Genomic DNA, 12,380 nt, shown 5'->3' on the forward strand with positions numbered 1-12,380 from the left:
TCAGTACGGCTTCACCAGCACGTGGGCCGCGCCCGGAATGCCGACCTTCAGCAGCGCGTCCTCCTCGGGCGTCGTCTCGCCGCCCGTCTCCTGCTTGAGCACGGCACGCGACATGGCCTGCACCCACATGGCACGGGGGCGGCGGCGCCCCTCCCAGAGGTCGAGCGCGGCGGCCACGTCCGGCTCGGCGTCCAGCGACTCCGCGAGCACCAGCGCGTCCTCGACGGCCATCGCCGCACCCTGAGCGATGTGCGGGGTGCTCGCGTGGGCGGCGTCACCGGCCAGGACGACCCGGCCGATGTGCCACGGCTCCTCGACGGTCACCTGGGAGATCCGCGAGTACACCACGTTCTCGGGTCCGGTGACCGCGGCGAGCGCCTCCGCGACCGGCCCGGAGAACATCGGGAGCCGCTCCTTGAGCTGCTCGTGGGCCTTCTCCGGGTCGGGCCGGAAGTCCTCGGACTCCGCGAACACCGCTCCCAGGTACATCAGTTCGTCCGTGATCGGGGTGAGCAGCGCCTTGGCGGCCTGGCCCGCGGTACTCATCACGACGCCCCGCACCCGGTCCTGACGGGGCATGGTGACACGCCAGTTGGCGAAGCCGGTGTACTCGGGGACGAAACGGTTGCCGTACAGCCGGCTGCGCAGCGGCGAGCCGATGCCGTCGAAGCCGACGACCAGGTCCCAGCGGGCGGCCGAGCCGTCGGACAGGGTGACGTCCACGCCCTCGCCGTTGTCCGCGAGCTTGGCGATGGTGGTGCCGAACCGGATGGTGGCCCCGGCCGCCGTGGCGGCGGCGCCGAGCACCTGGGCCAGGGCGGGGCGGGGGATGCCGTTGTTGGAGGGCGCGTCGCCCATCCGGGGCTGCGGAATCTCCGCCAGGGTGTTCCCGGCCGGGTCCGCGATGGTCAGCACCTCCCACTCGAAGCCCGCCTTGAGGCAGTCGTCGAGCACCCCGATCTCCCGCATGACGTGGAGGGCGTTGGACGGCTGGATGATGCCGACGCCGAGTGCGTCGAGCTCGTCGCGGAGCTCGGCGACCTCGACGGTGTGGCCGCGCCGGGCCAGGGCGGTGGCGAGCGTCAGCCCGCCGATGCCGCCGCCGTGTATCAGGACGCGCAGAGGTGTTGCCATATCGGATATCTCCAGAGCGGGAGTCAGCGGAAGGACTTGCGGGAAGGGGGGCTCGTCAGCCGGCCGCGACGGGCAGGCTCATCAGGTGGTCCACCAGGGCCAGCAGCACGTCCCGGCCGAACGGCCGGTCGCGCACGTCGCCGACCAGCAGGGGGACATGGGGGTCGAGGTCGAGCGCCGCCCTGACCTCGTCCGCCGTACGGGTGTTGTGGCCGTGGAAGCAGTTGATCGCCACCACGAACGGGATGTCGCGGCTCTCGAAGAAGTCGATCGAGGCGAAACTGGTCTCCAGCCGACGGGTGTCGGCGATCACGACGCCACCGAGCGCGCCGTTGACCAGGTCGTTCCACATGAACCAGAAGCGCTCCTGGCCCGGTGTGCCGAAGAGGTAGACGACCAGCTCGGGACTGACCGTGATCCGGCCGAAGTCCAGCGCCACGGTGGTCGTGTCCTTCTGGCCGACACCGGCCAGGTCGTCGACGCCGATGCTGGCCTTGGTCAGGAACTCCTCGGTGCGCAGGGGCGCGACCTCGCTGACGGCGCCCACCAGGGTGGTCTTGCCGACACCGAAGCCTCCGGCGATAAGGATCTTGACGGCGGCGGGGGCCGCGTAACTGCTTGTCATCTTTACTCAGAGTCTCCGGAGTCCGTCGCGAACAGCGGCCAGCACGCCCATGTCCGCACCGCCGGCCGCCCGTGCCACCGAGAGCGGGGCGCGGGCGAGCAGCAGGCCGTGGGACACCAGGTCCGCCAGCAGGATCTTGGTCACCGAGACCGGGAGGTTGAGGTCGGCGGAGACCTCGGCGACCGCCGCGGGGCGACGGCAGCGGTCCAGGATCATCCGGTGCTCCGGCTGGAGCCGGCCGGGCCTGGCCGCCGCGCCGTGTTCGTCCCGCGGGTCGTGTGCGGTCGTCAGTACGGTGATGAGGGTGAAGTCGTCCCGCTCGGGGGCGGTCCGGCCACGGGTGATGGTGTACGGGCGGACCATGGTGCCCGCGCCGTCCTCCTCCGTCTCCTCGTCCTCCCAGGGCGGGGTCACGCGTGCGGCCCGTCCCCGCCGCCGAAGGCGTCGAAGTCACCGCGCACCGGGGTGCTGAGCTTCTGGCCGACCTGCTGGACGAGGTTGTGCATGGCCAGCGACATGATCTCGGCGTCCACCTCCTGGGAGGCGACGACGGCCAGGTGTGTGCCCTGGGCGGCCGAGATGATGAAGAGCCACAGGTCGGACAGCTCGACGATCACCTGGTGCACGCCGCCGCCGTTGAAGAGCTGCCCGACACCGCGGGCCAGGCTCTGCTGGCCGGTGCAGATGGCGGCCAGCCGCTCGGCGTCGGCCCGCTCGACGGTGCGCGAATGGCTCACCACCAGGCCGTCGTCGGAGAGCAGCACGGCGTTGAGGGTCTCGGCCACCGAGTCCACGAGACCGTCGAGCAGCCAGTCGAGGTCCTGGTGAGTGGCGGTTGTGCGTGTCATGACCGTTCTTCTCTCGTGGGGTAGTGGGCGGGCGGGTCGGGCTCCGGCGGCGCCTCATCGCTCGCGCGGGCGGCGCGGGACCTGCGCTGGAAGGCTCCGATCGCGGCTCCGGCCCGACGGGGGGCCGGCCGGAGCAGAGGGTTCTCGTCCCGGCTCTGCGGCTGCGACGCGGCAGGCCGGGCGGCCGGGGCGATCCGCAGTTCGTCCGCGAGGCTGGCCTGCCGTACCCGGCGCGGCAACGGGGGTTCCGCGGCGGCCGGGACCGGCAGTGCGGGCCGCCCTGACCCGCCACCGGGAGCGAGGGCCTCCGGCGACGGCGGAGCCGGATGGTCGGGCTCGGCCACCGGCAGCTGCGCGGGGTGTCCGGCCGCCGGTTCCGGCTGGCGGACACCGGGGACCGGGAATCCGTTCGGGTCCCCGGCGACGCCCGCCGGATACGGTCCCGTGTACGGCTGTTGCGGAGTCATGTACGGCTCCTCCGGCATCGGATACGGCTGGTGCGGTACGGGGTACTGGCCGTCGGCCTTCATGTACGGCTGTTCGCCCGGGGCGTACGGCTCCTCGTGGGAGCTGCCGTACGGGGACGCCGGGCCGGCGGAACCGTACGGGGATGTCCCGGGCGCGGTTCCGGTGTACGGCGGGAACGGGTGCTCGGTGTCGCCGAACGGGTCGTCGGCGGGCACGGGCTGCGGCTGCGGCCCCTCCCGGTCGGGGAAGGGCTCGGACACCACGGTGTACGGGGCCGCGGTGTAAGGAGCCGCGGTGGCATCGAACGGTGCGCCGGAGGCGTGCAGCGCGGTGACCCCGGCGAGGGCCTGGCCGCGGCCCCGGCTGGGCAGTGCCTCTCCGTCGCCGGTCGCGGCGGGCGCGGGCGGCGCGGGGGCCTGGGCGGCCTCCTCGGGGGAGGGCACGCCCACCGGGCCGGTGCGCGGCTCGGGGACCGTGAGCGCGTCGGGGACGAGCACGACGACGCGGGTGCCGCCGAAGGCCGAGGGGCGGAACTCCACCCGCAGGCCGTGCTGGTCGGCGAGGCGTGCGATCACGTACAGGCCGAGACGGATGTCGTCGGAATGGGCCAGCACGTCCATCCGGGGCGGACGGCTCATCAGCTCGTTCGCCTCGGACAGCTGTTGCTCGTCCATGCCGAGTCCGCGGTCCTCGACCTCGATGGCCAGACCCCGGCTCACCCGGGCGGCCCTGACCTCGACGGGGCTCGGCGGCCTGGAGAAGCTGAGCGCGTTCTCGATCAGCTCGGCGAGCACGTGGGAGACCGGTCCGACGGCCCGCTCCGTGAGCCACGGGGTGCCGTCCAGATCCAGCACCACGCGCCGGTAGTCCTGCACCTCGCCCTGGGCGGAACGCATGACGTCCAGCAGCGGAACGGGCTTGCGCCAGCGCCGGTGCGGGGAGCCGCCGGCGAGGATCACCAGGTTCTCCTCGTAGCGCCGGAGCCGGGCGGTGAGGTGGTCGAGGTCGAAGAGGCCGTCCAGGATCTCGGGGTCCTCGTGCTTGCGCTCCAGCTCGTCCAGCTTCTTCAGCTGCTGGCCGATCAACTGCTGGGTGCGGCGCGCGATGCGCTGCAGCAGCCGTTCGAAGCCGCGGTGCTGGTCGGCCTGTTTGACGGCCGCCTGCACGGCGCTGGTGCGGGCCAGGTTGAGGGCGTTGCCGAGCTGTGTCAGCTCGTCCGACTTGCTGCTCCCGCTGTCGTGCGCGATGGCACGGGCCTCGGCCTCGACATCGATGCGTTCGCCCTTGGCGAGCCGGTCGACGACATCGGGCAGCGTCTTCTCCAGCTCCTCGGCCCGCTCCTGGAGCCGGCCGATGCGGCGGCGCAGGTTACGGGTGAGGCGCCAGGTGATCCAGATGACCGCGATGACCGCGAGAAGGCCGACCACGGTGGTCAGGACGACCCTGATCAGCAGCGAGATGACGCTGTCCTTGCCCTTCTCGACCACCAGGGCGGTGCGGTGCTCCATCAGCTTCACGAGCTGCGGAGTGAGCTGGTCCATCGCGCCGCGCCAGGTCTTCTCCTGGGCACCGAGGCTGACGAATCCTGCACTGTCCGGGTCGGCGGGCCGCAGCACCTCCGTCTCCACCTGGGTCTTGGTCTTCCAGGCGGGACTGCTCGCGATCTCGTCCCACATCGCCTTCTCGTCCGGCGGAAGGTAGGGGGCCACCTTGTCGGAGTACTGGAACGACTGGCTGGAGACGGCCTGCCTGACCTGCTGGAGGTCCTCGGTGCTCAGCTTGCCCTTCGGCCAGCCACGGGCCAGCAGGGCGTCGGAGCGCGAGATCATCTCCTTGCTCCAGAACAGGTCGACCAGCGGCTGCGACAGCGTGGTGATCTTGCCGTTGTCCACATGGCTGAGCGCGGTGAACAGCTTCAGGTCGACCGCGATCAGGTCCGTGTAGTAGCCGTACACGGCCTTCTGCTGCTCGTTGCCGCCCTCGTCCACGAGGGTCCGCTGCGCGGGCAGTTGGCTGATCGCCTGGCGGGCCTGGCCGACCGCGTCCAGCACCTCGCCGGGCGCGTCGTCCTCGGTCACTCCCGAGAGCGACTGGAAGCTGGTGATCGCTTCGTCGGTCAGCTTGCGCTGCTTGCGCAGCGCGTCGGTGACACCTCCGTGGCGGGCCAGAGTCTCGGCGCTCAGCCGACGCTCCTCCTGCAGGTTGTAATACACGATATTGGACGGCTGGCCGGCCTTCTGGGCCAACTGCCCCTGGGCTGCCTGGCTCTGGAAGTCGAGCAGAGTCTGACCACTGGTGACGGCCCAGAGGGCGGCCAGTGCGACACCGGGGACGATGGCCAGTACGAGCAGGGCCGTCCGCAGCGACATGGTGGTCGAGTCGCTCCGCCGAGACGCGCGCGTGCGCAGGGCATGCTCCTTGGCGATGATGCCAGCCTCACGACTGGTCAAATCCGTTTAGAACTTCGACAGATAGATATTAGCCACACTGTAAAAATGAAAAGGAAGCGGGCTCACATGTGCAACACCGATCACTCACGTCTTCACCATCTACGCGCGGAGCCGCCGCGGCCGATCTGAGTGCGCCCGGGTGGGCGCGGCGCGCCGTACGGGTGAAGCCGGTCCAGAGATATATCTGTATTTAGTGCCCTTTGCCCGTTCTGCAGCACCCTGCGTCGCAGCTCCCCGCGGAGCCGTATGACCGCGCTCATCGTCTGCCACTTCGTCCTGGCCGCCTGCGCCCACCCGCTGGTCCGACGACTGGGCACGCGCGCCTTCGTCGTACTCGCCCTGCCCCCGGCGGCCACCACCTGCTGGGCCCTCGCCCAGTGGGACACCGCGGCCTCCGGCTCCTCGGTCACCTGGTCGTGGAACTGGATCCCGGCCTACGACGTCTCCCTCGGCCTGCGCCTCGACGCGCTCGCCGAACTGATGGTGCTGCTCGCGGCCGGTGTCGGCACACTCGTCCTGCTGTACTGCGCCTCGTACTTCACCGACGACACCCCGCAACTGGGGGGATTCGCCGGGAACCTCCTCGCCTTCACCGGGGCGATGCTCGCCCTCGTCCTCACCGACGACCTGATCTCGCTCTATGTGTTCTGGGAGCTGACCACGGTCTTCTCCTACCTGCTGATCGGCTACAACAGCGAGCACCGGCACAGCCGCCGCTCCGCCCTCCAGGCACTCACCGTCACCACCTTCGGCGGCCTCGCCATGCTGGTCGGCTTCCTGATCATCGGTCAGTCGGCCGGCACCTACCGGATCTCCGCGATCCTCGCCGACCCGCCCCGCACGAGCGTCGCCGTCTCGGTGGCCGTGGTGCTGATCCTGTGCGGGGCGCTGTCCAAGTCGGCGATCTGGCCGTTCAGCGTCTGGCTCCCCAACGCCATGGCCGCGCCCACTCCCGTCAGCGCCTACCTGCACGCCGCCGCCATGGTCAAGGCCGGTGTCTACCTGGTCGCCCGCCTCGCACCCGGATTCGCCGACGTACCCGTGTGGCGGCCCGTCGTGATGGTCCTCGGCGCCGCGACCATGCTGCTCGGCGGCTGGCGGGCGCTGCGGCTCAACGACCTCAAGCTCGTCCTCGCCTACGGCACCGTCAGCCAGCTCGGCTTCCTCACGCTGCTCGCCGGTGTCGGCACCCGTGACGCGGCACTGGCCGCCGCCGTGATGATCCTCGGTCACGCCCTCTTCAAGGCCCCGCTGTTCCTGGTCACCGGCATCGTCGACCACGCGGCCGGCACCCGGGACCTGCGCAGGCTCTCCGGCGTCGGACGGGCGCTGCCGCACGTCTGCGCCGTCGCCGTGATCGCCGCCGCGTCCATGGCCGCGCTGCCCCCACTGCTGGGCTTCGCCGCGAAGGAGGCCGCCTTCGAGGCGCTGCTGCACGGCGACACCGCGGACCGCTGGGCGCTGGGCATCACCGTCGCCGGGTCGATGCTGACCGTCGCGTACACCGTCCGGTTCGTCTGGGGAGCCTTCCTGCGCAAGCCGGGCGTCACCGACACCCCGGTCCACCGGGTCGGCTGGGCCTTCCTCGCCCCGCCCGCGCTGCTCGCCGCCTGCGGGCTGGTCCTCGGGCCCGGAGTCGGCTGGACCGACCGGCTGCTGAGCGCGTACGCGGACGCCTTCCCCGCCTCCGCGCACCCGTACCACCTCGCGCTCTGGCACGGGTTCGGCACCGCGCTGCTGCTCTCGGCCGTCGCCCTGGCGGGCGGCGCGGCGCTCTTCGCGTGGCGCGGCGAGGTCACCCGGCTCTCCCGGCGGATCGCCTGGCCGACCGCCGACAACGTCTTCGGCCATCTGCTGCTCGGCCTGGAGCGGCTCTCCCTCCAGATCACCGGATTCGTCCAGCGCGGCTCGCTCTCCGTCTACCTCGCCACCACGCTGCTCGTGATGCTCGGCGGGCAGCTGGCCGTGCTCGGCGTGGACCGCCCCTGGGAAGGCGCCGTCGCGCCCCGGCTCTGGGACGTACCGCTGCAGGGCGCCGTCGCCCTGCTGACCTGCGCGGCCGCCCTGCTCTGCCTGACCGTCAGACGGCGGATGAAGGCCGTGGTGCTGGCCGGACTCACCGGATACGGGACCGCGTTGCTCTTCGTCGTCCAGGGCGGTCCGGACCTCGCGCTCACGCAGTTCTGTGTGGAGACCGTGTCCATGATCGTGTTCGTGCTGGTGCTGCGACGGATGCCGGTGCACTTCCAGGAGTCCGTCAGCAGCTGGCGCCGTGCCGTGCGCATCCCGGTGGCGCTGGCCGCGGCCGCGACCCTGAGCGTGGCGGTGTGGGTCGCGGCGGCCGCGCGCACCGCGAAGCCGGCGGGCGCCGCCATGGTCGAGGAGACCGCGCACCACGGGCTCAAGGACGTGGTGGCCACCATCCTCGTCGACCTGCGGGCCTGGGACACGATGGGGGAGTCCGCCGTGCTCGCCGCCGCCGCGATCGGTGTGACGAGCCTGATCTATCTGCACCGCCGCGCCGAGGGAGCCGCCGCGCCCCCGGAGAGACCGGGGCACACCGCCTGGTCGGTGACCACGACCCGGCTGACGGGGCTGCCGCACGGCGACGAGGGTGCGCCGGAGCGCGGTTGGCTGGCGGCCGGCGCCACGCTGGCGCCCGAGCACCGCTCGGTGGTCTTCGAGGTGGTGGCCCGGCTGCTGTTCCACCCGATCCTGGTGCTCTCGGTGTACCTGCTGTTCTGCGCCGAGAACATGCCGGGCGGCGGCTTCGTCGCCGGACTGGTCGCCGGAGTCGCCCTGATCACCCGCTACCTGGCCGGGGGCCGCTTCGAACTCGCCGAGGCCGCCCCGCTGCAGCCGGGACTCTTCACCGGCCTCGGCCTCTTCCTCTCCACCGGAGTCGCCCTGCTGGGCCTCACCGACGGAACGGTCCTGCACGCCTGGACCCACCACGGACACCTGCCGCTGATCGGCGCATACCACTTCGGTACGCCGGTGATCTTCGACTTCGGGGTCTATCTCCTGGTGCTGGGCGTCGTGCTGGACATCGTGCGGGCCCTCGGCGCCAAGATCGACCGCCAGATCGAGCGGGCCGCCGCCGAACAGGCGGCCGCGGCAGGGCCCGGACCGGCAACGGGGCCCGCTTCGGGACCGGCACCCGGGACGGGAGGCGCGGGATGACCGTCAGCGCCTCCCTCCTCGCCACCGCCGCGGTGCTGTGCGCGGTCGGCGGCGCCCTCATGCTCACCCGGCCCCTCACCCGGATCCTGCTGGGCGCGGTGATCGCGGGCAACGGCATCAACCTGCTCGTCCTGTCCGCCACCGGAACGGCCGGCCGCGAACCCCTGCTCTACGGCGTCGCGCTGAGCAAGGTCACCGATCCGCTGCCCCAGGCCATCGCCCTCACCGCCATCGTCATCACCCTCGCCACCACCGCGTTCCTGCTGGCCATGGCCTACCGCAGCCACCAGCTGACCGGCACGGACGAGGTCCACGACGACCTGGAGGACCGGCGCATCGTGCTGCGCGCCGAGGTGCTGGGGGAGCGCGACGAACTGCGCGAGCGGTACCGGTCCGCGTCGGAGCGCACGGACGAGGAACGCCGCCGGTACCGCGCGGAACGCCGCCGGCTGAGGGCCAGGCTGCGTGCCGACCGCGCCCTGCAGGCCCGCGGCCGGGACGCGTCAGGGGACCTGTGGCACGACGTCCTGGGCGCGGACCCGGAGCACTACGCGGCACAGGCGGAGGACGGGAACCCCGTCCCTCCCGAGGAACCGGGCCCCGCCGCACAAGGCGGACCCGACACCGCTCCCGACACCACCCCCGACCCCCCTCCCGACGACCCGAACCGAGGAGCCACCGGGTGAACGCACTCGTCCCGCTGCCGGTGCTGCTGCCGCTCTGCGCCACCGGCCTGAGCCTCGCCTTCGGTACCCGGCTCAAACAGTTCCAGCGCTTCATCAGCGTCGCCGTGCTCACCGCCGTACTGGGCCTCTCCGTCACCCTGATGATCGACGCGGACATCGAAGGACCGCTCATCGTCCACCTCGGCGACTTCGCCCCGCCGCTCGGCATCACCCTGGTCGCCGACCGGCTCTCCGGGCTGATGCTGACGGTGTCCTCGGCCGTCACCCTCTGCGTCCTCGTCTACTCCCTCGGCCAGGGCATGGCCGACCGGGACGAGGAGACACCCGTGGCGGTCTTCCACCCCGCCTACCTGATCCTGGTCGCCGGGGTCTCCTGCACCTTTCTCGCCGGTGACCTGGTCAACCTCTACGTCGGCTTCGAGATCATGCTCGTCGCCAGCTTCGTCCTGCTCACGCTCGGCGGAACCGGCCCCCGGGTCCGCGCCGGCTCCACCTACGTGATCATCTCCCTCTTCTCCTCGATGCTCTTCCTCACCGCCATCGCCATGACGTACGCGGCCACCGGCACCGCCAACTTCGCCCAGCTGGCCGGGCGCCTCGCCGCACTCCCGCTGGGCGTCCAGACCCTGATCCAGGCGATGCTGCTGACCGTCTTCGCCATCAAGGCCGCCGTCTTCCCGCTCGCCGCCTGGCTCCCCGACTCCTATCCGACCGCGCCGGCCCCGGTCACCGCGGTCTTCGCCGGACTGCTCACCAAGGTCGGCGTCTACTGCATGCTGCGCACCGAGACCCTGCTCTTCCCCGGCAACCGGCTCGGCGATCTGCTGATGGCCGCCGCCCTCGCCTCGATGGTCGTCGGCATCCTCGGGGCCGTCGCCCAGACCGACCTGAAGCGGCTGCTCTCCTTCACCCTCATCAGCCACATCGGCTACATGGTCTTCGGCATCGGACTCGCCACCCGGGAGGCGTACGGCGGCGCGATCGTCTACGTCGTCCACCACATCACCGTGCAGACCACGCTCTTCCTGGTGGCCGGACTGATCGAACGGCGGGGCGGCACCACCGAACTCACCCGGCTCGGCGGAATCGCCAAGGCAGCGCCGCTCCTGGCCGTCCTCTTCTTCGTACCCGCGATGAACCTGGCCGGGATCCCGCCGCTGTCCGGATTCATCGGCAAGCTCGGGCTGATGCGCGCCGGTGTCGCCGACGGCAGTGTCTGGGCCTGGATCCTCGTCATCGGATCGACGGCGACCAGCCTTCTCACGCTGTACGTGATGGCCAAGGTGTGGAACCTGGCGTTCTGGCGGGCCGCACCCCCCGGACAGGCGCTGGACGGCACGGTCCTGGAGTCCGACGAGGAGGACGACAGCGACGCCGACGAGGGCCCGGACCGGGTGCCCGGCACCGGCGACGAAGGGGTACGGATCCGCCACCAGCCGGCCGGGCGCGCGGTGGCGGCCACCCTGCACGGCCACGCCGTCACCACGACGACGAAGCTGCCGCGGCCGATGACCTGGGCCACCGCCGCGACGGTCGCCCTCGGACTCGCCTTCACCGTGTTCGCCGGGCCGCTGACCTCGTACACCGACCGGTCGGCCGCCGAACTCATCGCACGCTCCCCCTATATCGAGGCGGTGCTCGGACGGTGAGACGACTGATCAGGTTCTCCTACCGGAACAAGGACCTGCCGCCGTACAGCTGCGAGTTCGGCGGCCGCCGGCGGCGTGTGCTCGACCTGCCGCTGATCGCCTGGCTCACCGTCATCTGGGTGCTGCTCTGGTCGGGCCTGCACTGGGCCAACGTGCTGACCGGCGCGGTGGTCGCGGTCGCGGTCTGCCTGGCGTTCCCGCTGCCGAAGGTCGACCTCGGGCTCCGCCTGCACCCCTGGGGCATCCTGCGGCTGGCCGGCTTTCTGCTCTACGACATGTACACCTCCGGTGTGCGGGTCACCCGGCAGATCTTCGGCAGCCGTCCGCACCGGGCCGCCGTCATCGCCGTACCCCTGCGCTGCCGCTCTGACCTGATGCTCACGGCGACCGCCGTCGCGGTGTCCAACGTGCCCGGCGGCTCCGTCGTCGAGGTGCGCCGCGCCACAGCCACCGTCTTCCTGCACGTCCTCGACGCGGGCCGGCCCGCCGAACTGGACGCGGCCCGGCGTTCCGTGTGGCGCCTGGAGGAGCTGACGGTCCGGGCCTTCGGCACCCGCGACGAGATCGCCCGCGTCGCCGTTCCGCCACCGACCGCACCACACACCGGCGAGCAGCCGGGAGACCAGGGGGAGGACGCATGAGTGTTCCGGAGACCGTCGACCGGGTGCTGCTCATCGCGGCGGTCGTCGTGATCGTCATCGCCGGGGCGGGCCTGCTGACCCGTATCTGGCTGGGCCCCTCCATGCTGGACCGCGCGATCTCGCTGGATGTCTGCGCGGCCCTGATCATCGCCGGACTCGGCGCCAAGTCGGCGTTCGCACGCGACCCGTTCTACTTCCCGATCATGCTGGTGCTGGCCTTCCTCGGCTTCACCGGTTCGGTGGGCATCGCGCGCTTCATCGCCGTACGCGACCGGCCGCCGGGCCGCCCGCGCGCCGACGGTCCCAAGCGGACGGGCGGGCCGACACCATGAGCGTCTGGCTCCAGATCACCGACACGGCAGGCGCGGTCCTGGTCCTCCTCGGCGCGGCCATCTGCCTGCTGGGCGTGATCGGCATGCTGAAGCTGCCGGACGTCCTGTCCCGCAGCCACGCGGCTACCAAGCCGCAGTCGCTCGGCATGCTGATCGTGCTGGCGGGGGTCGCGCTGCGGCTGCGCAGCGGCATGGACCTGGCAACCCTGGGGCTGATCGGTTTCTTCCAGCTGATGACCGGCCCGGTCGCCGCGCACCTGGTCGCGCGCTCGGCGTACCGGACGGGGCAGGTCGACCACAGCGGGCTTCTCTTCGACGAACTGGACGAGCAACTGACGGAGGAGAGCTGACTTGACTCTGTCGG

General features: G+C 71.5%; 11 protein-coding genes. 6 read left to right on the forward strand and 5 right to left on the reverse strand.

Annotation, left to right across the window (positions count from 1 at the left end; translation table 11 throughout):
- The 5 genes from ACIQM0_RS36445 to ACIQM0_RS36465 are packed head-to-tail and all read right to left on the reverse strand — an operon-like array spanning position 1 to position 5,444.
- Entirely contained in the window at positions 1-1,134 is a 1,134-nt protein-coding gene (locus ACIQM0_RS36445) for an FAD-dependent monooxygenase (protein WP_401295010.1), read from the reverse strand.
- 55 nt (positions 1,135-1,189) lie between these two features.
- A complete protein-coding gene (locus ACIQM0_RS36450; protein ID WP_362962772.1) occupies positions 1,190-1,759 on the reverse strand; it encodes an ATP/GTP-binding protein in 570 nt (189 codons plus the stop codon).
- Between the two features lie 6 nt (positions 1,760-1,765).
- The gene (locus ACIQM0_RS36455; RefSeq protein ID WP_401295012.1) at positions 1,766-2,173 is read right to left on the reverse strand and encodes a DUF742 domain-containing protein; all 408 of its coding nucleotides are present in this window, start codon (positions 2,171-2,173) and stop codon (positions 1,766-1,768) included.
- The gene (locus ACIQM0_RS36460) at positions 2,170-2,607 is read right to left on the reverse strand and encodes a roadblock/LC7 domain-containing protein (protein WP_123463130.1); all 438 of its coding nucleotides are present in this window, start codon (positions 2,605-2,607) and stop codon (positions 2,170-2,172) included. Before ACIQM0_RS36460 ends, ACIQM0_RS36455 begins: the two co-directional genes overlap by 4 nt.
- Positions 2,604-5,444, reverse strand: coding sequence for a nitrate- and nitrite sensing domain-containing protein (locus ACIQM0_RS36465; protein ID WP_401295014.1), 2,841 nt, complete (start codon positions 5,442-5,444; stop codon positions 2,604-2,606). The genes ACIQM0_RS36460 and ACIQM0_RS36465 overlap by 4 nt, the downstream gene beginning before the upstream one ends.
- Positions 5,445-5,771: 327 nt before the next feature.
- On the opposite strand from ACIQM0_RS36465, the gene ACIQM0_RS36470 reads away from it, so the two are divergent.
- Genes ACIQM0_RS36470 through mnhG form a run of 6 tightly spaced genes read left to right on the forward strand, consistent with a single transcriptional unit; the run spans position 5,772 to position 12,366 of the window.
- Positions 5,772-8,708, forward strand: coding sequence for a Na+/H+ antiporter subunit A (locus ACIQM0_RS36470; protein ID WP_401295016.1), 2,937 nt, complete (start codon positions 5,772-5,774; stop codon positions 8,706-8,708).
- On the forward strand, positions 8,705-9,394 hold the full coding sequence (locus ACIQM0_RS36475; RefSeq protein WP_401295018.1) for a Na(+)/H(+) antiporter subunit C: 690 nt from the start codon (positions 8,705-8,707) through the stop codon (positions 9,392-9,394). The genes ACIQM0_RS36470 and ACIQM0_RS36475 overlap by 4 nt, the downstream gene beginning before the upstream one ends.
- Positions 9,391-11,043 carry a Na+/H+ antiporter subunit D gene (locus ACIQM0_RS36480; RefSeq protein ID WP_401295020.1) on the forward strand — a complete coding sequence of 551 codons (1,653 nt, stop codon included), beginning with the start codon at positions 9,391-9,393 and terminating at the stop codon, positions 11,041-11,043. Before ACIQM0_RS36475 ends, ACIQM0_RS36480 begins: the two co-directional genes overlap by 4 nt.
- Positions 11,040-11,684: a Na+/H+ antiporter subunit E gene (locus ACIQM0_RS36485; RefSeq protein WP_401295022.1), complete on the forward strand. Its 645-nt coding sequence runs from the start codon at positions 11,040-11,042 to the stop codon at positions 11,682-11,684. The genes ACIQM0_RS36480 and ACIQM0_RS36485 overlap by 4 nt, the downstream gene beginning before the upstream one ends.
- Positions 11,681-12,016, forward strand: a complete 336-nt coding sequence (locus tag ACIQM0_RS36490; protein WP_363028547.1) for an MrpF/PhaF family protein — start codon at positions 11,681-11,683, stop codon at positions 12,014-12,016. Before ACIQM0_RS36485 ends, ACIQM0_RS36490 begins: the two co-directional genes overlap by 4 nt.
- Positions 12,013-12,366, forward strand: a complete 354-nt coding sequence (gene mnhG, locus ACIQM0_RS36495) for a monovalent cation/H(+) antiporter subunit G (protein ID WP_401295024.1) — start codon at positions 12,013-12,015, stop codon at positions 12,364-12,366. Before ACIQM0_RS36490 ends, mnhG begins: the two co-directional genes overlap by 4 nt.
- The last annotated feature ends 14 nt before the right edge of the window (positions 12,367-12,380 follow it).

This window comes from Streptomyces sp. NPDC091387 (genome assembly GCF_044756945.1).
Lineage (GTDB): Bacteria > Actinomycetota > Actinomycetes > Streptomycetales > Streptomycetaceae > Streptomyces.